At 51.8% G+C, this 18,086-nt stretch carries 17 protein-coding genes; 14 read left to right on the top strand and 3 right to left on the bottom strand.

Translation table 11 applies throughout. The annotated features are described in order from the left end of the window. Positions 1–59: 59 nt before the first annotated feature. A complete protein-coding gene (gene comER / locus NYE29_RS17555) occupies positions 60–911 on the bottom strand; it encodes a late competence protein ComER (RefSeq protein ID WP_038595512.1) in 852 nt (283 codons plus the stop codon). Positions 912–1,103: 192 nt separating this feature from the next. On the opposite strand from comER, the gene NYE29_RS17560 reads away from it, so the two are divergent. The 6 genes from NYE29_RS17560 to NYE29_RS17585 all read left to right on the top strand — a co-directional run bounded on the left by NYE29_RS17560 (position 1,104) and on the right by NYE29_RS17585 (position 8,215). Then, positions 1,104–1,781 carry a ComEA family DNA-binding protein gene (locus tag NYE29_RS17560; protein ID WP_340896910.1) on the top strand — a complete coding sequence of 226 codons (678 nt, stop codon included), beginning with the start codon at positions 1,104–1,106 and terminating at the stop codon, positions 1,779–1,781. Positions 1,782–1,887: 106 nt separating this feature from the next. Then, the gene (locus NYE29_RS17565) at positions 1,888–2,406 is read left to right on the top strand and encodes a deoxycytidylate deaminase (RefSeq protein WP_038595511.1); all 519 of its coding nucleotides are present in this window, start codon (positions 1,888–1,890) and stop codon (positions 2,404–2,406) included. Between the two features lie 112 nt (positions 2,407–2,518). Continuing rightward, complete coding sequence (locus NYE29_RS17570; protein ID WP_340896911.1) at positions 2,519–5,188, top strand: ComEC/Rec2 family competence protein; 2,670 nt, start codon at positions 2,519–2,521, stop codon at positions 5,186–5,188. 129 nt (positions 5,189–5,317) lie between these two features. Further along, positions 5,318–5,854, top strand: a complete 537-nt coding sequence (locus NYE29_RS17575; protein ID WP_340896912.1) for an RNA polymerase sigma factor — start codon at positions 5,318–5,320, stop codon at positions 5,852–5,854. Beyond that, positions 5,851–7,029: a hypothetical protein gene (locus NYE29_RS17580; RefSeq protein ID WP_340896913.1), complete on the top strand. Its 1,179-nt coding sequence runs from the start codon at positions 5,851–5,853 to the stop codon at positions 7,027–7,029. The genes NYE29_RS17575 and NYE29_RS17580 overlap by 4 nt, the downstream gene beginning before the upstream one ends. Before the next feature lie 166 nt (positions 7,030–7,195). Beyond that, the gene (locus NYE29_RS17585; protein WP_340896914.1) at positions 7,196–8,215 is read left to right on the top strand and encodes a LacI family DNA-binding transcriptional regulator; all 1,020 of its coding nucleotides are present in this window, start codon (positions 7,196–7,198) and stop codon (positions 8,213–8,215) included. A 132-nt stretch (positions 8,216–8,347) separates the two neighbouring features. Here the strand turns inward: NYE29_RS17585 and NYE29_RS17590 are convergent, their stop codons facing one another. Next, the gene (locus NYE29_RS17590) at positions 8,348–9,301 is read right to left on the bottom strand and encodes a sugar kinase (protein WP_038595506.1); all 954 of its coding nucleotides are present in this window, start codon (positions 9,299–9,301) and stop codon (positions 8,348–8,350) included. Between the two features lie 343 nt (positions 9,302–9,644). Here NYE29_RS17590 and NYE29_RS17595 point away from each other — a divergent pair, with 343 nt between their 5' ends. The 5 genes from NYE29_RS17595 to holA all read left to right on the top strand — a co-directional run bounded on the left by NYE29_RS17595 (position 9,645) and on the right by holA (position 14,092). Then, positions 9,645–10,286 carry a bifunctional 2-keto-4-hydroxyglutarate aldolase/2-keto-3-deoxy-6-phosphogluconate aldolase gene (locus tag NYE29_RS17595; RefSeq protein WP_038595505.1) on the top strand — a complete coding sequence of 214 codons (642 nt, stop codon included), beginning with the start codon at positions 9,645–9,647 and terminating at the stop codon, positions 10,284–10,286. A gap of 168 nt (positions 10,287–10,454) precedes the next feature. Continuing rightward, entirely contained in the window at positions 10,455–10,688 is a 234-nt protein-coding gene (locus NYE29_RS17600; RefSeq protein WP_038595504.1) for a hypothetical protein, read from the top strand. Between the two features lie 289 nt (positions 10,689–10,977). Then, the gene (locus NYE29_RS17605) at positions 10,978–11,529 is read left to right on the top strand and encodes an RNA polymerase sigma factor (protein ID WP_038595503.1); all 552 of its coding nucleotides are present in this window, start codon (positions 10,978–10,980) and stop codon (positions 11,527–11,529) included. Beyond that, positions 11,526–12,746: an anti-sigma factor family protein gene (locus NYE29_RS17610; RefSeq protein ID WP_340896915.1), complete on the top strand. Its 1,221-nt coding sequence runs from the start codon at positions 11,526–11,528 to the stop codon at positions 12,744–12,746. The genes NYE29_RS17605 and NYE29_RS17610 overlap by 4 nt, the downstream gene beginning before the upstream one ends. Positions 12,747–13,072: 326 nt before the next feature. Then, positions 13,073–14,092: a DNA polymerase III subunit delta gene (gene holA, locus NYE29_RS17615; protein WP_340896916.1), complete on the top strand. Its 1,020-nt coding sequence runs from the start codon at positions 13,073–13,075 to the stop codon at positions 14,090–14,092. Between the two features lie 182 nt (positions 14,093–14,274). Here holA and rpsT read toward each other — a convergent pair whose 3' ends face one another. Beyond that, positions 14,275–14,547 (bottom strand): 30S ribosomal protein S20, encoded by a 273-nt coding sequence (gene rpsT / locus NYE29_RS17620; RefSeq protein ID WP_038595494.1) that lies wholly within the window; start codon positions 14,545–14,547, stop codon positions 14,275–14,277. A 272-nt stretch (positions 14,548–14,819) separates the two neighbouring features. Here rpsT and gpr point away from each other — a divergent pair, with 272 nt between their 5' ends. The 3 genes from gpr to NYE29_RS17635 all read left to right on the top strand — a co-directional run bounded on the left by gpr (position 14,820) and on the right by NYE29_RS17635 (position 17,988). Continuing rightward, on the top strand, positions 14,820–15,830 hold the full coding sequence (gpr, locus tag NYE29_RS17625) for a GPR endopeptidase (protein WP_340896917.1): 1,011 nt from the start codon (positions 14,820–14,822) through the stop codon (positions 15,828–15,830). 190 nt (positions 15,831–16,020) lie between these two features. Next, the gene (locus tag NYE29_RS17630; RefSeq protein WP_340896918.1) at positions 16,021–17,412 is read left to right on the top strand and encodes a stage II sporulation protein P; all 1,392 of its coding nucleotides are present in this window, start codon (positions 16,021–16,023) and stop codon (positions 17,410–17,412) included. Positions 17,413–17,493: 81 nt separating this feature from the next. Continuing rightward, complete coding sequence (locus NYE29_RS17635) at positions 17,494–17,988, top strand: hypothetical protein (RefSeq protein WP_340896919.1); 495 nt, start codon at positions 17,494–17,496, stop codon at positions 17,986–17,988. Positions 17,989–18,086: the final 98 nt, after the last annotated feature.

An 18,086-nucleotide genomic window follows, 5' to 3' on the forward strand; every position in this document is an offset into this window, starting at 1 on the left:
ATTCATGGGTGTTCCAATGCAGCTCGGTGGCCCGCTTTTTTCTCAAACCGTTCAGGCTTCTAGCGATCCAAAGGGCCTTGCACAATACCATCCCGGCCGAAGAGTGAATTAAGCCTGTCGACATCCTCATCGTATTTGTCATGCGTTGTGGTAATCAGCCGCTCGAATACGCCCTCCAGACTGCTGCGCAGATGATTCAAGGCTTCTGCTGTAATGCCTCCGCGGACAGCGACACGTTCCTGCAGCTCCTGCGGGGTGAAGTCTGCTTCTGTCAGCAGCTTGCCTGTCCCTAGCAGCATTTCCCCGGCCAGACGGCTGACCAAGGCTTCTTCAATGCCTGTGGCTTCCACCGCTGCGGCGATCCAGCGTTCGATGAAATAGCTGATAAATGCAGGACCGCAGCTGGAGAAATCCGAAGCAATTCGGGTATGGCTCTCCAGGATTTCCGCCGGAACACTTATGAAAGACAGCAGCCTCAGGAGCAACAGCCTGTCTTTTTTATTAATTCTGCTGCCGAAAATGCATAGTGAAGTTCCGCTTTTGACACTGTGGGTGATGCTGGGGATGACCTTGGCTATTTTGGACGGCAGAACCGATTCCAGATGATACAGCTGGACGGGACTGGTAATGGATACGACAATCTGCTCGCTATTCAGACAGGGTGCGATTTCATCCGTCAGCGTTTTGAATTCCAAAGGTTTGACACATAAAAATACAATGTCGCTGCCAGTCGCGGTGTCCCTGTTGCTGCCGCATATGGTGATGCCAGGGTGGTCCTTCTGAAGCTGAATCAGCCGGGTTGAACTGCGGTTGCTGGCCAGCACGTCACATGCATCAAGTGCTCCTGAAGAAAGAAAGGCGTCGATGAGCAGACTGCCCATGCTGCCTGTTCCGATAAATCCCACTTTCATTCTGTGGTTACCTCCTTTCCCTGAGTTGCTGGGCTTGCAGGAATACTCTTCGTTAAATGTATGCAGCGTACACTTGGACACATGACAGGTTTCGCCCGCATTTTTGAATAAAATTCCAGAAGTTGCGTCATATTTGGTTTTGCATAAGGATTGCATAAATAATCAGGGCAAATTGTAGAGGAGGACAGGTACTTGAATAAGAGAATGATAGTCAGTGGTATCGTAGCAGTATTGCTGGGAGGAGGGCTGGTCTGGGCTGCGGATCGGGAAGAAAACAGCGGCATCTCCGGGTGGGAGACGATGGATACCTCTATGGCGCTGGCGGTTGGCGGAGCGAATGTTGAGGAACCACTCCCTGCCGGAAAGAGCAGCAAGTCAGCTGCGCTGCAGGGGGAGGTCAGTAAAGAGGGGATTGAAGCAAACGGAGGAGCCAAAAAAGCCGGAGCAGCAACACAGGCTGGTAATACTGCGGTTACTGGAGCCGGGGCGGACAGCGGTCCAAATGCTGCTGACCCCGCTGGAGGAGCCGCATCTCAGGATAATAGCGGGACAGGAGGGGGCAAGGCGGCGGCAACGGCGGGCACACAAACAGCTGGGACCACTGCAGTGGCAGGCGGAGAGGGTATACCATCGGCACAAGGCGCAGCTTCCACGGCACAAGCTAATGAGAAGACGGAAGGGAAAATCAATGTGAACACCGCCGGAGCTGCTGAGCTTATGAATTTGCCGGGAATCGGTGAGAAGAAGGCGCAGGCGATTATTGATTACCGCAGCAGCAAGGGGGCTTTCCGCAGCTTGTCCGAACTAGGTGAGGTGAAGGGAATTGGACCAAAGATGCTGGAAAAGCTTGAGCCTCTGGTAGTCTTTTGAAACGGGAGATGCGTTTCCGGAGATGAGGAGACTGTTCTCCTAGTGAAAGCAAGCTGCAATATGCTACAATAGTGAACAACTATTGAAGAGAAAGCGGAGATTACTGATGAGTGTGGCCTATCGCAAAAACTGGGATACATATTTTATGGATATTGCCTGCATGGTTTCTACGCGTTCGCGTTGCAACCGCCGCCATGTCGGTGCTGTGCTGGTGCAGGGAAAGAAGCTGCTGGGTACCGCGTATAACGGAGCGCCCATGGGAGTTCCTGACTGCTCGGAGGCGGGCTGCATGGTCTCCGAGCAATATGAGCGGGAGATCGTAGACGGTGTGGAAACGATGGTGAAGAAGCAGCGCTGCATCCGCACGATTCATGCCGAGCAGAATCTGCTGCTGTTCACCGACCGGAGCGACCGGGAAGGAAGTACGGTCTACGTCACCGATGAGCCTTGCTGGACCTGCGCCAACATGCTGGCCAACAGCGGTATTGTGGAGATTGTCTATTTGCGCCCATACCGCAAGGATATGGAGAAGGTAGAGAATATGCTGACCACCAAAGGGATCATATTCCGCCAATTGGAGAATTATGAGCCACCGGCAGAAACGATGATCACCGTCTCGGAGTAACAGAATCCATGCGAAATTAAATGAGTAAAGGGGAAGAACCTCTGTATGCGCGGATGTACGCGTATATTGGGGTTCTTTTTGTTGTCCGGTCAGTTCAGAAGGAGGGAAAGAAATGAAGGGAAGGCCGTTGTTAGGGTTTACAGTCTGCTGGATCACAGGAAGTGCGGCAGCCTGCCTGTTCTCGGGCTACAAGCTGCTGATTCTGTGGGCAGGCTGTCTGCTGCTGCTCGCGATCTATGCGGCCTGCGGGAGATTGGGCTGGAAGCAGCTTGCTGTATTTGCAATATCGCTTGCTGTCGCCGCCCTGTATTGGGAGTGGAATGAAGGCCGCAATGTCAGTCAGCTGCCAACAGCACTTGCATCGCAACCGGCAGAGCTGCAGGAGAGTAATGTGGAAGCCGGGGGGATGATTGTGTCTCCTGTCGAACGGGACGGGGACCGGGTGGATTTTACGCTGAAGCTATCACAGATACGGAGCAATGCAGCAGGGCAGACTGCAGCACAGGTAGATGGGGAGCTTGTCGCTGTTCAGATCAAGCTCCAAGCTGAAGCGGAAATTGCCGTGGCCGCCAATTGGGCAAGAGGAGACCGGGTGATGCTGGCGGGTGAACTGGTACTGCCGGCGGAGGCACGTAATTTTGGAGGCTTTGATTACCGTGCTTATCTGCATACCCAAAGAATCCACTGGCTCCTGAAAGGAAGCGGGGCCGGAAGCGTGGAGGCTACGCCTCCAGAGTCTTGGGGAGCTTCAACCCTGCTGCGCTGGAATGATGCGGCGCGTGTTGTGCTTGGAGCTGAAATGGACCGCTTGTTCCAGGACCGGCATTCGGGATATATGAAAGGGCTGGTGATCGGAATCCAGGACGACCTGGACCCGGAGACCTTCCGGCAGTTCTCACAGCTGGGACTGACCCATATTCTGGCGATTTCAGGCATGCATGTGGCGGTGTATGTCGCAGTGCTTTTATTTATCCTCAGGCATTGCCGGGTAACAAGAGAAACGGCGCTGACTGTCACGCTACTTCTGGTTCCTGTATATGTACTGTTATCCGGGGCAGGGCCGTCAATTGTGCGGGCGGGACTGATGGGTATGATCGCGCTTCTTGCCGCGCGGCTTGGGATGCTCAAGGACGGACTGAATATTCTAGCCGCTGCGGCACTCATTATGCTGGTCTGGAACCCGTATTTGCTGCTGAGTGTCAGCTTTCAGCTGTCATTTCTGGTGACGGCAGGTTTGATGGTCTATGTGCCGCTTGCCAATCCTTTGATGAGGCGTCTGCCGAGCTGGCTGGGAAGTTCCATATCGGTAACCCTGATCGCCCAGCTGGTTTCCTTTCCCCTGACGATTTATTACTTTAACCAGTTTTCGCTGCTGTCCTTTGCTGCAAATCTGGTGCTGGTGCCCTTCATCACTTTTTTGGTACTGCCGCTGGGAACATTGGCTCTCCTGCTGGGCTGGTTCTGGGAAGCTGGTGCAGGTGTGGTCGCAGATGCTGCCGAACTGCTGAATAATGCCACCTTTGGAGCGGTGGAATGGGTTAACGGATTCTCCGGTGGGGTGCTGATCTGGCGCTCCCCTACACTGCTGTGGATTTGCGGCTATTACCTCCTGCTGTACGGGCTGCTGTACGCCTTGAAACAGCGGGCAGGGGCACATGCACGGGAGATTCCGCAATATATGGAGGATGAAACCAGGCCGCTGGCCGAACTGGCCCCGGAAGGCAACGGCAAAGGCAAAGGAAGAAGCCGGGAACGCGATGCCCTGGCGCTATCCTTCCAGCCCCGGGGCCGAATGGAACTGGCCGGATCTGCGGTTCTGATATGTGCTGCCGGGCTGTTGCTGCTGCTCTACAGGGGCTACCATGCAGTGAGCCTTGAAGGTGCGGGGGCCATCAGTTATCTGGATGTCGGGCAAGGTGACAGCATCCTGATAACAACCCCCGGCGGGGCGCATATTCTTGTCGACGGAGGAGGTACGTTGAGCTTTGGGAACAAGGAGGAATGGCGCATCCGCCGTGATCCCTTTGAGGTTGGAGCGAAGACATTGCTCCCGTTGCTAAAGCAGCGCGGCATCCACAGACTGGACGCCGTTATTTTGACGCATGGTGATCAGGATCATGCCGGGGGACTGCAGGCAGTGCTGGAGGGAATGCCCGTGTCGGCTGTTCTGTTCAATGGCACGCTGGCTGAGCGTGAGCCTTACAGGAAGCTGATGAGGACCGCTATTGCGAAGAAAGCCCGGTTGTACGCTGTGCAGCAGGGGCTGACACTGGCTCCGGATGATCAGACGAAGCTGTTTTTTCTGTGGCCGGAGCCGCAGCAAACTGACGGGCAGTCCGTACTTCCGGCAGTGGAAGACCAGAACCATGAATCGGTGGTGTTTCGTCTGGAGATGAACGGACGTAATTTTTTGTTTACCGGAGATATGGATAAAGCGTCGGAGCAGGCGGTAATTCTGGCAGCAGAACAGACTGGACTAGACAGCGGCGCGAAGATCGATGTACTAAAGGTTGCCCACCACGGAAGCAAGACTGCGACCGGAGCCGAATGGCTGGAATTCTGGAGGCCGGATTTTGCTGTGGTTTCAGCAGGTGTCAATAATCTGTACGGGCATCCGAACGGCGACGTATTGCAACGTTTGGCGGAATCGAATACTGCGGTGTACCGGACTGATTTGCATGGGGAAATTCAATTGAAGGTGCAACAGGAGGGGATTGCAGTTCGCCATAAGCTTAGGGCAGAGCAGGAGGAACAGCCAACACCGGAGAAGGAGACACGATGATTTTCCTGCTTTTTAGGAGGGGCTTATAAAGGGATAAAGGCAAACGGCGGCAAATTATTAATTTTAGAGGAAAATGATGGAACCATTTGCGCGCTGGAGAGTCTTATTGGGCGAGAGGTGATAACAAAGATGCACAGCGAGAAATTGTCCTATACAATGGCGTGTACACCGTCAATGACGCTGCGGGAAATGATGGAGAGTTATGGCTCCGATGTCTGGCACTATGCTTTTTTTCTGACACGCAGCCGCGAGCAGGCGGATGATATCAGTCAGGAGGTCTTCTTGAAAGCCTATCGAAATATAGGCAAATATCGCGGCCACTCGACGCTGAAGACCTGGCTGTTGACCATCACCCGAAATACGGCATTCAGCTGGAGAAGGAACAGCTTCTGGCGAAGGTTCATTCCGCTGGGCGAGCAGCATACTCCAGGCCAGGCGCGTTCTGCGGAAAAGGAAGCGATGGGCAACCAGTATGTCAGCCGGATTTGGGAGATTGTTATGGAATTGCCCGATAAGCACAGAGAGGTGCTGGTGCTTGATATCCAGCAGGGGCTGTCGATTGCTGAAATGTCCAGAATGCTTGGTATAGCGGAGGGGACGGTCAAATCCCGCTTGGCCCGGGCCAGAGAGAAAGTAAGAACGGCGATAAAGGAGGAAGAACTGTGAAAAGTCAGCACTCAGATAAAAAGGGAAATGTCATGTTCGGGGCGCAGGACTGGTACGCCAAGGCCGGGCGCATTCCCTTTCATGATGACGGATTCACACCGGAGCTGATGGCCCGGATACAGCAGGCCGCCGACAATCAGCCTGCGGGCAAGCGGATTTTCCGTTCCGGTAAAAGCTGTACCATGGTAGGGTTGGCTGCAATCCTGCTGCTCGGGGTTTTGGTTTGGCCGTTCAGCGAATCGGGCGCGGGGAGATACATGGATCAAGTGTCCTCTCTGTTCAGCAGCAGCACAACTGCCGCATTGCCGCCATCAGCTGTAGTTTCAGCTTCTCCTTCAGCAGATACACAGGCATTGAATCCGCCTATAGGCTCTGCAGAGTTTGAAATTGGCGGCCAGAAGTATTACATGCCCCTGCCGCTGGACCGGAACAAAACACTGGCTTACGCAGCCGAAACATCGCAGGGAATCATTTGGTCACCGCCACCGCCAATGGTGAACTATACTAAACCGAAGTATACACACAACACGGAGCCGTACACGCTCTATTTGACGCCTAAAGGCCACGCGGAGCTGTCGGCTGCAACAGCCCAAAGAATATATACTTTCCCGCTCTACGCCGGTGGTGCGCAGTCGTATTATGAACTGGCCGGAATCTATGGAGCCGGAGACTATATCCTGATGGTGAACCGCTCATACACAGTAGGTGAGCCAAGGCTGCAAACCGAGGCCAAGCTGTCTGTAATTAACGTCAAAGAGGCGGCTGATGGGGGGGCTGCAGTGCCTAAGGATTTATTGACAATGAGTTATGAATTTGCAAAGTACAATTCCTTTATCGCCGTCAATCCGCAGGAGGAAGAGGTACTGCAAGTTTATTATGTTGAAGACGGAAATGGAGGTTATACTGCCCACAATAAGCTTTATGATATCGAAACAGGCAAGGTGCAGGTGCTGGAAGGCACGATTAGCACGGATAAGCAAGTTACAGATGCAGCTATATCTACATCTTTTATGTACAGCAACATCAATACGTTAAAGAAGAGAATGATATTGACTGCTCATTATGAAGTACAGGGCGAGAAACGGTCAACGGAAATCACCTTGCCGATTGGAGAACAGTGGTTATTCGATTGGTGGGAACAAGAATATGGGTTAAATATGGACCCCTGGAAATGAAAATTTATCTTCTTCATCTTTCTGCTCTGATCGATTACTAGATAATTTACTAAAAAAAAGCTATACTTTTTGATAATATCAGAAAGTACGGCTTTTTTTGCTGCTGCTCTCTGACTGTTCGTGAATAACAAGTATTTTTTCTATAAGGAAGAGTGGAGCGGAAAAGATGAAGAAGCTGACAATTGAGGATGTTGCCCAAAAGGCGGGAGTGTCGAAAAGCACGGTCTCGCAATTTTTGAATAAACGGTTTAAATATATGAGTGAGGCGACCAAAAACCGGATTGCCGCCGTCATTGAAGAGCTGAATTACCAGCCGAACGGGCTGGCCCGCAGCCTGAAGCAGAACCGCACGTTTATGGTCGGTGTCATTGTGGCCAATATAGATTATTCGCTGTCGATACAATGCATCAGGGCAATTGAGAATGAGCTGCAGCGCCACGGGATACAAGTCATTATCTGTAATGCCGACGAGAATGCCGATAAGGAAAATACTTACGTGGAGACGCTGGTGGCCCGCCAGGTGGACGGCCTCATCATCTTCCCGACAGGAGACAATCCTTCCGCCTATACCCGGCTTATTGAAGCCCATTACCCGCTCGTATTTATGGACCGGCTGGTGGAAGGGGTCACTACGCAAAGCCTGCTGCTGGATAACGAAATGGCGGTGAAGACCGCAGTCAAGGAGCTGGTTCGGCATGGCCATGAGGCGATAGCCCTGCTCTCGCTGCCGCTCGGAGAGCATGCCATTACGCCGCGCAGGGAACGGATGAGCGGCTTCAGGAAGGCGATGGAGGATGCCGGGTTGGCGCTGAACGAACAGTATATGCGCAGCGTCTCAAGGGAAGAAATCGCTTCGGCCCTGGATGCGCTGCTTGCTCTGCCGCAGCCGCCGACAGCGCTGCTTGCAGCCAATGACCTTGTGCTTGGGGAAATTCTCAAGTACGCCAACCGCCACTCCATTGCCATTCCCGGCCGGTTGTCCGTCATCGGCATTGACGATGCCGAGTTTGCACGGATTTATAACCCGGATATCACGACCATCCGGCAGCCGGCCTATGAGATGGGGATGCAGGCAGCCAAAATCATGCTGTCTTTAATTGAGAACGAGGATACTTCCGTTCCGATCACCTACCGGTTTCCTCCCGCACTCCAGCAGGGGCAGTCCGTACAGGCACCGGCTAAATAAAACGGTTTATAAAGCATTGTTAATCACAATCTGATCTGTGCAGCCTCACAATGAAAAGCCCTACACAGTCCCTTTAAAACTGTGTAGGGCTTTTCATTCAGTTATTTTTACAGTCAGTGGGTATTTGCCTAATTACACGCTGGCGTTCATAAACTTTTCCAGCCCGTGCCGTGTAGGCAGTCCGTCCATATCACCTGGCGACATTACAGCCAAAGCGCCGATGGCATTGCCTCGCTTCACTGCTTCCCCTACCGGCAGCTGCTCCAGCAGCGCGCTGATTACGCCGACGGCGAAGCCGTCACCTGCACCTACGGTATCAATAACCTTTTCTACCTTAAAGCCATCGACATAACCTTCTTCTCCGCCGGAGGTTTTGTAATATGCACCTTCAGGTCCCAGCTTGATCACGACCAGGGATACGCCCCGATCCAGGTAGTAGCCGGCAATATCCTCCGGTGTGTCCAGTCCGGTCAGAATCTTGCCTTCCCCAAGCCCTGGCAGGAACCAGTCACAACGTGTCGCCAAGTCGTTGATCGTTCTAACCATAGTCTCCTTGTCCGGCCATAGTGTGGGGCGCAGATTGGGGTCAAGAGAGACGGTTTTTCCGCTCTTTTTCATAAATTCCATGGCATGCAGGGAGAACTCATGACAGGTCTTTGAAAGTGCAGATGAGATGCTGGTGACATGCAGGTGACCGGCGGAGGCGAAGTATTCTTCATTGAAGTCGGCCAGACTCAGCTTGGAGGCTGCGGAATTTTTGCGGAAATACTCCACTTTCGGATCACCGGTCAGTACCTTGGATTTGATTAGCATACCGGTCGGGAATTCCTTGGTGTACGTAATACTCTTTGTATCAATCCCCTCTTTCTCCAGCGCCAAGGCAATGAACTGGCCGAAGTTGTCTTCACCAAGCTTGGTGACATAGCCGGTCTTGTGTTCCAGGCGCGACAACCCGGTCGCCACATTGCTCTCTGCCCCGGCGAGCGCCTTGGAGAATGAAGTGGCCTCATGCAGCGGTCCGGCCTCATTAGCATAAAACATCGCCATCGGTTCCCCGAATGTGACTGCGTTTAATGGTTTGCTCATGGATAATTCCTCCTCAGGGTAATGATCTAAGCCCTGTATAAATGATTTGTAATTTGAAATTATCATATAAATCGGTTTTGTACAATAAGTTATTACGCTTTCATCGTAGCCTGTGTATAGAATTTAATATTGTATATTACATAAATCCTTTATTTATAAGCATTTTGTGACTGAGGAAAAGAATTAATTCGTTATTCACATAAATATATATTGACTGTAGACAGCATTGTTATTACTATTTTCATATAAGGTTTTGAGCTGATGTTAGTAAATTAGATAAATTAATTTATCTAAAGAAGTATTTCTTACATCCTATATTCGAATGAAGAAAGGGAGTTAACCGATGAAGAAAATAAAAGTATTGCAAAACATCACATCCGTTGGCGTAGTTGCCGTTATCCGTGCGGACAATGCCGATGATGCTTACCGGATGTCTGCCGCCTGTATTGAAGGCGGACTGAACAACATTGAGGTAACCTTTACTACACCGGATGCCGATGTGGCAATTAAACGGCTGGTAGCCGATTTTGGAGGCCGTGCTGTGATTGGTGCAGGCACGGTGCTCGACCCGCTTACCGCAAGAATTGCTATTCTGGCAGGCTCGGAATTTGTGGTCAGCCCTTCCTTTGAAGAAGAGACGGCGAAGATGTGTAATCTATATGGGATTCCCTACATGCCGGGTTGCTTGACGCTGAATGAAATGAAGGAAGCGCTCAAGCTGGGTGTGGATGTTCTGAAGCTGTTCCCGGGCAGTGCATTTGGACCGGATTATATCAAAGCGGTCAAAGGTCCGATGCCGCATGTCAACATCATGCCGACAGGCGGCGTGGATCTGAACAATATGGAGAAATGGATTGCAAACGGCTGCATCGCTGTAGGCATTGGCGGCAACCTTACCGCCCCCGCCAAGCATGGCCGTTATGATCAAATCACCGAGCTGGCTGCCCAGTATGTAGCCAAGTTCAAGGAGATCAAGGGCGTATAAACCTTGAAATCCCAAATGGTACAAAACAGAAGCCGTTCGACCGGGTACTTGCCGGCCGGACGGCTTTTGTCGTTCTTTTCAAAGCTTCATTGTATAGAACAGGGACAAAAACAATAAACTGTAGAGTAGAGAGCGGCGTTATAATTTAGTTTGCCGGGAGTGAGTTGGATGTCTGCCTATAACAATAAGCTGCTAAGCCCAGCTACTGAGGATGACGCGCAGTATGTCTGTATTAAATGTAGCAAGCATGGCTGCAAGGTGACGGTGGGCCGGATTTACAGGCTGGAGCGAAACTACAACAACCCGCAGCTTTTTGTGGGCGGTGAAATCTATATTGTGGATGATGAGCAGAAAGACAACTATTCCATTTTAATGCTGTGCCAAACTGTCTTGTATAAATAGGATGTAATGATTGCCAAATACATAGATTTAGCCGTCAGCCCCACTCCGTGGGGCTATTTTGTTTCAATTTTGTAACGAACTTCTATAAAAGAGTATTTGAAGATTCAGTGCTTCCCCTGTATGCTTAGTAAGGATTATAGACCGTTCCGGTGGAAGCTAAGGGCTGAAACCCTTGCGGCCGGAAAGACGTAATAAACAAAGTTTGGTATCCTAAAAATAATGATTACAGGCTTGCAACAAATCCGCAGTCTTGCGCGTCAGTAAGATTGCATAGAGAGGGGGAACCTTCGTGGTGGAGCAGGGACTCATCAGAGCCGCTCAAGCGGGCGATCGCGACGCTCTAATCACCCTATTGCGAGAAATTGAGGGACATGTATATAAAACAGCCTTCTATATTCTGCATAATGAACAGGACGCTCTGGATGCATCACAGGAGGCACTCATCAGAGTGTATACCAAAATTGGTTCATATGAAGAGAAGGCACAGTTCAAAACATGGGTTCAGCGGATCGTTACCAACATTTGCATTGACAAATTCAGGAGAACAAAACCTACAGTTTCAATTGATGAACACGAAATGGTGTTTCAGGACAATAAACATAATGTGGAGCGCGAAGTGATGTCCGCCTATTTGCAGGAGGATATCCGTGAAGCGATTGACCAACTCCCTGAGCATCACCGCACCGTAATTGTACTGCGATATTTGCAGGATTTTTCTTACAACGAGATAGCAGACTGTTTGGATTTGCCTTTGAATACAGTGAAATCTTACCTGTTCCGGGCAAGGCAGCAGCTGCAGAATAGACTTCAGGAGTACCAGAAAGGTGGTGTATCAGGATGAAATGCGCGGAGGTGATGGAATGGATGCACCGCTATTTGGATCATGATCTCAGTCAGGACGAGATGATTGAAATGTTCCGTCATATTGATGATTGTTCTTCCTGCGCGGAAGTCTTTGACCGGCTGAAGATGCTCTCCCAGCAACTGGAGCAGCTGCCGGACGTGAAACCCCCATTCAGTCTGGTTGACTCAATCCTGCCTCAGCTTGATCAACTGGACCTAAACATCCAGGGGAAAAGCGCAGATGCGGTAAGCCCTGAAGAAGATCCAAAGGTCGTGCCTTTTTCCCGCAAGAGCACCCATGGCAAAGCTTCCAAGGGAGCTTCCCTGGCAGCGCGGACAGGCATAGGAGCTGCTGCGGCAGCGGTTATCCTGCTTATTGCTATGTTTAATATGCCGGGCAGCATGCCGACGGCGGATGTGGAGCAATCGCTACAACAGACAGCTGAGAACAACGCCGGCAATGATGCCCTGAGCATAATGTCCTCGGCAGCTACGGATTCCGCTGAGGAGGATGCTGCACCGGGCGAGAGCAAGCAAGAGTTGGAGAACTCCGAGAAAGTGGATCCTACTTCCGCTGGCGGGGGCCAGAATACCGGCGGTAGTGCCGCACCGGCAGAGACTGCTGCTGCTCCAACCGCAGAAGCAACGGATAAAGCTCCTGCCATGACCAAAAAGTCTGGATCAGATAAGCGGACTTCAAGCAGGAAGGTCACTAACGGAACAGCAACTCCGGCACCCGGGGCTGCGGATATGGACTCCAAAAGCAGCAATAACATGGAATTGGACGAAGGCGGGGATCCGGCAGCAGCCGACAGCCGGGAGTTTCTGGATGCCTCCCATGAGCCCGGGGCGGGGGAAGATAGAAATATGGGCTTTTCTGCTCTCAAAGCCCAAGCTTCGTGGACCTCACCCGATGGTCTCTACACAGCTGAACTGGCCGAACAGCAGCTGGTAATTTATAAGCTTCCTTCAAACGGACCAGAGCAGGAAAGGACGGTCCTGACCTCACTTCCACTGGAAGGAGCGTGGGTTTCCGGTAACTGGTCGGCGGACGGACTGCAGTTCTCCTATGTGACCGAGCAGAACGGCGCTGAAGTAGCCAATGTATATACAGTTCCTGAAGCCGGTGTCTCTGCCTCACCGGCAGCATCACCGGAGCCTACGCCGGTAGCTTCACCTGCTGTTACCCCGGACGCGGCAACGTCCAATAAATAATTGCAGAGTGGAACTTTTTGAGAGCTAGTGGAATATGCTATGGTAAGAGGACAGGAATTTCAGGATTGCGAGTTTCATCGGTATGACCGTCGGAAGGGAAGTTTCTAGAGCTTTTCCTTCCGTCGTTTATATAGATGCGCCGCTGAAACGGAGCAACTTTGGTCAACGCTGCCGAAGTTGCTCCGTTTTTGCATGTCATGCTGCAGGAAGCTTGGACGGATAGAGGGAAAGACGCCTATGTTTATAGCTGCTTTTTTGTTAAAATATAAAAATGGATTGGATTCATACAAAGCTTTGAGGAATGCAATGGAAAAGGAAGTGGCGGGATGGATGCCAAAACGGCGGCCAAGGACATCAAGCAGGGGAATATTTCACCGCTGTATGTTTTGTATGGCAGTGAGAAGTTCCGGATGAATGAATTTGCGGCCTTTCTGGAGGAGCATCTGATTGCCAAAGAGGACCGTGACTTTGCAGTGATTCCCTTCGATCTCTCGGAGACGCCCGTGCAGGCGGTTATAGAAGAAGCGGAGACTGTGCCGTTTATGGTGGAGCGGAAGCTGCTGCTGGTGAGAGATGCTTCCCTGTTCACGGCGGGGAAAGAGAACGCAAAGATTGAGCATCGTGTAGAAATACTTAGCGATTATATGCAGCAGCCGGCTGAATTCAGTGTAATCGTATTTATGGTCAATAATGACAAGCTGGATGAACGCAAAAAAATCGTCAAAGCGGCCAAGGCCGCAGGCACGGTGCTGGCCTTCAATCCGCTGGGTGCGGAAGAGCTGCTGCGCTGGGTGGAGAAGGGCTTCCGTGAGCGCGGCTGCAGCGTGGCGTCTGGAACAGCCGAGGCGCTGGTGGCCAGTGCCGGGACAGGGCTTCAGGGTTTGTCTGCAGAGATGGACAAGCTGTGCTTGTTCGCAGGTCAGGGCGGAACCGTGGATGCTGCAGCAGTGGAGAGTCTGGTACACCGCGGCACTGAGCAGAATGTGTTCACCCTGGTGGAGGATATAGCGAACTTACGCCTCGACAAGGCGCTTAATACACTTTACGAGCTGCTGAAGCAACGCGAGGAACCGATCAAGATTGCCGCGCTGATCGCCCGGCAGTTCCGGATCATTCTGCAGGTTAAGGATTTGTCCGCGCTGAGCTACTCACAGGGGCAGATTGCTTCGCAAATTGGACTGCATCCCTATGCCGTCAAGCTGGCTGGTGAGCAGGCCCGTAAATTTGAAAGCCAGCGCCTGCGGAGTATTCTGAGCACCCTGGCCGATTTGGATTACAAGATGAAGACAGGAGCTATAGACAAGGTGCTTGGGCTGGAGATGTTTATGCTGCAGCTGGGCGCTTGAACCGGAACAAGACCATTCATAGAACATACTGCAAAAAAGCCTGCCCCGTGTTGCGTAATATCACCGGGCAGGCTTTTGCAGTTCCTACTATTATAAAGAGGTAAATGGGCACAAAAAAACCTAACCGTATGCAGCATAGCGGTCAGGTTCTTAGAATGCTCATTATGAATGTCGCCCTTGGCTTAGGCTTCTGCCTTAAGAGCGTTCAATTTCTTCGCCAAGCGGGATTTTTTGCGGGCAGCCGCATTTTTATGAACCAGACCTTTACTTACGGCCTTGTCCAGCTTTTTGGAAGCAGCTTGGAAAGCAGCTTGAGCAGTTTCAACTTCCGTTCCTGTCAGTGCTACATCAGCAGTTTTCACAGCTGTACGAAGCGCGGACTTCTGGGAAGCGTTCAGTGCACGGCGTTTTTCGGTCGTCTTGACGCGTTTAACCGCGGATTTGATATTTGGCATTGCATTCACCTCCTGGAAGACATTCGAAATCATCATATGATTCACAACTTAAAATAGTTTAGCATGACCGTTAGCAAAAAGCAACACTAAAAGCTTTTGAAAATCGCATTCCAATGTAGCTGATCCTCTCAGTACCGTAATGTGAAATGTTATACCTATTTTGAATTTGAATTAAACCTTGCTGCCCTGAATAAACCACAGCTATCTCTCGCACACTATCGACAAAAAGCAAAAGCTAATGCTCATTAAATTATAAGGAGGCTGAACTATCAATGGAACTGGATCTTCAGCTGTATTCGGTACGTACGGATTTGGCGGTAGAGGCGAAGGAAATGGCCCAGGGACCGCAAAAAACGCCGATTCCCGGTGTGAATGAAGAGGTGGAAGAAGAGGGCGGAATCAAGGTAACCCGGCTTGGAGTAGCCAATAATGCAGGATCACAGGCTATCGGGCGTGCGATCGGAAATTATGTGACGCTGGAAGTTCCGGCACTTCGCGGCGGAGATACCGGTCTGCAGCAGAAGGTATCCACCGTGTTTGCCCGCGAATTTGAACAGTTCCTGAACCGGATCGGAATCAACAAAGAATCCTCCGTGCTGATAGTGGGACTGGGCAACTGGAATGTAACTCCGGACTCGCTCGGCCCGCTGGTGGTGGAGAACGCACTGGTTACGAGACAGTTCTATGAATTGGTTCCGGATCAGGTCTCTCCCGGCTACCGTAATGTGAGTGCGATTGCCCCGGGTGTGCTCGGACTGACCGGCATTGAATCGAGCGAGGTTGTGCAAGGGATCGTGGACCGCACGAAGCCGGATGTCATTATTGCGATTGATGCCCTGGCCTCCCGTTCACTTGAGCGGATCAATACGACGATTCAAATTGCCGATATCGGGATTCATCCGGGTTCGGGAATCGGTAATAAACGGCGTGGACTGACCAAGGAGATTCTGGGGATTCCCTGCATTGCTATCGGCGTTCCTACCGTTTGTTATGCGTCCACCATCGTCAATAATGTGCTGGAGATGATGAAGAATCACTTTGCACAGGTTGGAGACGGGGCAGCCCATACGAAAGAAATCATGGGTATGCTGGATGATATCTCCGAGCAGGAGCGGCTTGCGCTGGTCAAGGAAGTGCTTGAGCCGCTGGGACATGATCTGATTGTTACCCCTAAGGAAATCGATGAGTTTATTGAGGAAATTGCCAATATCGTTGCCAGCGGACTGAATGCTGCATTGCATGAAGCCGTGGATCCAGGCAATGTCGGAGCCTACACGCATTAATTTTCACCTGAATATAGAGCCCGTACCGGCTGCCGAACGGCAAAGCCTGTGCGGGTTTTTTTCTGTTACCGGCTGGCAGATTCCACCGCTGCTGTTTCTACTTATCTCTTTTTCGGTTCTAGTATTCCTCCCTGGCTCATAGATTTGAAATATAAGAGATTACAGAGGGCTGGAGGAGGACATAACAATAATGAATAGAAAATGGTTTCAGCTGTGGAATATCGGCCGGCTGCGGGGAAAGCTGCTGGATGTTCTGTCGCTGGGGAGAACAATGCTGCTGCTGGCCGGAGGTTCACTTGTGTTTTTCATGCTGCTTGGAGCCGGTGGATTAGCCGGACAGAAGCTGAACTCTTCACCCATTCCTTCTATGAAAGGATTGGCTGCTTCGCTTTCCAGCGGATTCTTTATGGAGCTTCTGGGCATGGAGGTTCCGCATTTGCCTAAAGGGGACGAGCCTTCGGCATTTTCGGGCCCCAAGGTCACCTCCTTCGTGTTCCGGCTGCTGACAAGCGTCGATCCCGGTGATCCGAAGAGTCTGCTCTCGCGTGAGGTGCCGGGGCTGGCAGCGGATGATCCTTTCCTGCTCCGTAAAGGCTCAGGCGGCGCTACGGGAGCACCGGCTGATTATCATCCGGGCAGTGATGAGCTGGCCTCGGACGGCGGAACAGGGACTGGCGCAGAGGGTGTGGTGGATGAACATGGACCATCTCCGGCGGAAGACACAGACAACCCGGGTACAGAGGCTTCTCCGCAACCTGAGGCTACGGTGACGCCTGACTCTCCCGAGACCGGAGGAGACGGGGGCAACAGCAGCCCGGGTGATAACGGGGGGAATGTGCAGGATACATCAATTAAACGCATTCTGGTCTACCACTCCCATCCCCGCGAGGCTTACAATCCTCTGCTGGGGGTGCAAAGCGACAATCCAAGCTCCGGCGTGCCTTCCAAAAATGTAATGCTGGTAGGATCATATATAACAAAGCGGCTGGAAAAGCGGGGAATTGGAACGGTGCATGCACAGGAGGATTACGCGACGAAGGTACCGGATTACAGCTGGAATTTTTCCTATAAATATTCACGGATGACTATTAAGTCAGCGCTTGCCGGGAATCAGGAAATGACTGAGCTGATCGATATACACCGTGATTCACAGCGCCATGGCAAAACGACTGCAGAGATCGGAGGCAAAAGCTACGCCCAGGTCTATTTCATTCTTGGCCATGCGAATAAGAACTGGAAGAAAAATGAGGCTTTCGCCAACGAGATTCATCAGCTGCTGGAGAAAAGCTATCCGGGCCTCTCACGGGGCATATGGGGCAAGTCGTCCGGAAACGGAAACAACGGGGAGTATAACCAGAGTCTCTCACCAAACAGCGTGTTGATTGAGGTGGGCGGAATTGACAATACTGCCGAGGAGCTGAAGCGTACAGCAGACGTTCTAGCCGATGCCATCGCCGATGTGTACTGGAGCAGCCATGACGCCGAAAAAGCTGCCGCCCCGGACAAAAGCGCCGATACGCAGACGCAGGAAAGCGGAGCTGAGGGCGTCCAGGGATCAAAAAGCACAGGCGGCGTTTCTTAATTCATACAGCGCTATTAAATCGGGCGGGCTTTACAGCAAGCATTAACAAGTATCAGCAAGTATTAAAAGGGAGTGACAGCTATGTCGCGGTTCGGGAAAAAACTGACGATGGTCGGAATTTGGGCGGGAATCGGCATATTGATTGGCATGCAGTTTGGCGGAGTTGGCAGCAGCGTCGCTAAGAACTCCGCGGTGCTGCCGGGCTGGAACGGAATATCCGGGACCCCCCAGACCGGACAAGCAGCAGGAGCTTCCGCCGTGACGGGAACAGGGGCGGGAGCCGTTAAGGGAGGGCAGGCTTACGTTTATGTGCCTGTGGCTATAGATCCGGCAACAGGTGCTTACACGGTGCTTCCGGGGGTCCAGACGCAAACTGCGGTGCCTAATGGCACCGAGCAGCTCCCGCAGCAGGAAGTGAAGGATTACAGCACGCTGACCCCGGAGCAGATTCTGATTCCGGAGGAGCAAAACAGGGGAGTGGATGTGCTGGCGGATAAGACGGCAGGCCTGCTGCAGCAGGCTTCGCAAAAAAGCATCCGCTGGGTAGTCTCCTTGTTCGACTCTGTCGAAGAGTGACAGGCACCCCGCACGAAGAATGCATCATGTTTATTCGTTGCAGCTGTAAAAGGCTAGGAAGAGCCTTTATAACATAGTCCTTATATGAAAAGACATCA

Origin of the sequence: Paenibacillus sp. FSL M7-1046, from assembly GCF_038007405.1 — a bacterium.
In the GTDB taxonomy this organism is placed as follows: Bacteria; Bacillota; Bacilli; order Paenibacillales; family Paenibacillaceae; genus Paenibacillus_AQ.

Bases quoted from the DNA above. Each gene is read 5' to 3' on its own strand.
- NYE29_RS17565 (WP_038595511.1), top strand. From the start codon at position 1,888: ATGAGTGTGGCCTATCGCAAAAACTGGGATACATATTTTATGGATATT.
- NYE29_RS17575 (WP_340896912.1), top strand. From the start codon at position 5,318: ATGCACAGCGAGAAATTGTCCTATACAATGGCGTGTACACCGTCAATG.
- NYE29_RS17585 (WP_340896914.1), top strand. From the start codon at position 7,196: ATGAAGAAGCTGACAATTGAGGATGTTGCCCAAAAGGCGGGAGTGTCG.
- NYE29_RS17635 (WP_340896919.1), top strand. From the start codon at position 17,494: ATGTCGCGGTTCGGGAAAAAACTGACGATGGTCGGAATTTGGGCGGGA.
- NYE29_RS17570 (WP_340896911.1), top strand. From the start codon at position 2,519: ATGAAGGGAAGGCCGTTGTTAGGGTTTACAGTCTGCTGGATCACAGGA.
- gpr (WP_340896917.1), top strand. From the start codon at position 14,820: ATGGAACTGGATCTTCAGCTGTATTCGGTACGTACGGATTTGGCGGTA.
- NYE29_RS17600 (WP_038595504.1), top strand. From the start codon at position 10,455: ATGTCTGCCTATAACAATAAGCTGCTAAGCCCAGCTACTGAGGATGAC.
- NYE29_RS17610 (WP_340896915.1), top strand. From the start codon at position 11,526: ATGAAATGCGCGGAGGTGATGGAATGGATGCACCGCTATTTGGATCAT.
- NYE29_RS17630 (WP_340896918.1), top strand. From the start codon at position 16,021: ATGAATAGAAAATGGTTTCAGCTGTGGAATATCGGCCGGCTGCGGGGA.
- NYE29_RS17590 (WP_038595506.1), bottom strand. From the start codon at position 9,301: ATGAGCAAACCATTAAACGCAGTCACATTCGGGGAACCGATGGCGATG.
- rpsT (WP_038595494.1), bottom strand. From the start codon at position 14,547: ATGCCAAATATCAAATCCGCGGTTAAACGCGTCAAGACGACCGAAAAA.
- NYE29_RS17595 (WP_038595505.1), top strand. From the start codon at position 9,645: ATGAAGAAAATAAAAGTATTGCAAAACATCACATCCGTTGGCGTAGTT.
- holA (WP_340896916.1), top strand. From the start codon at position 13,073: ATGGATGCCAAAACGGCGGCCAAGGACATCAAGCAGGGGAATATTTCA.
- comER (WP_038595512.1), bottom strand. From the start codon at position 911: ATGAAAGTGGGATTTATCGGAACAGGCAGCATGGGCAGTCTGCTCATC.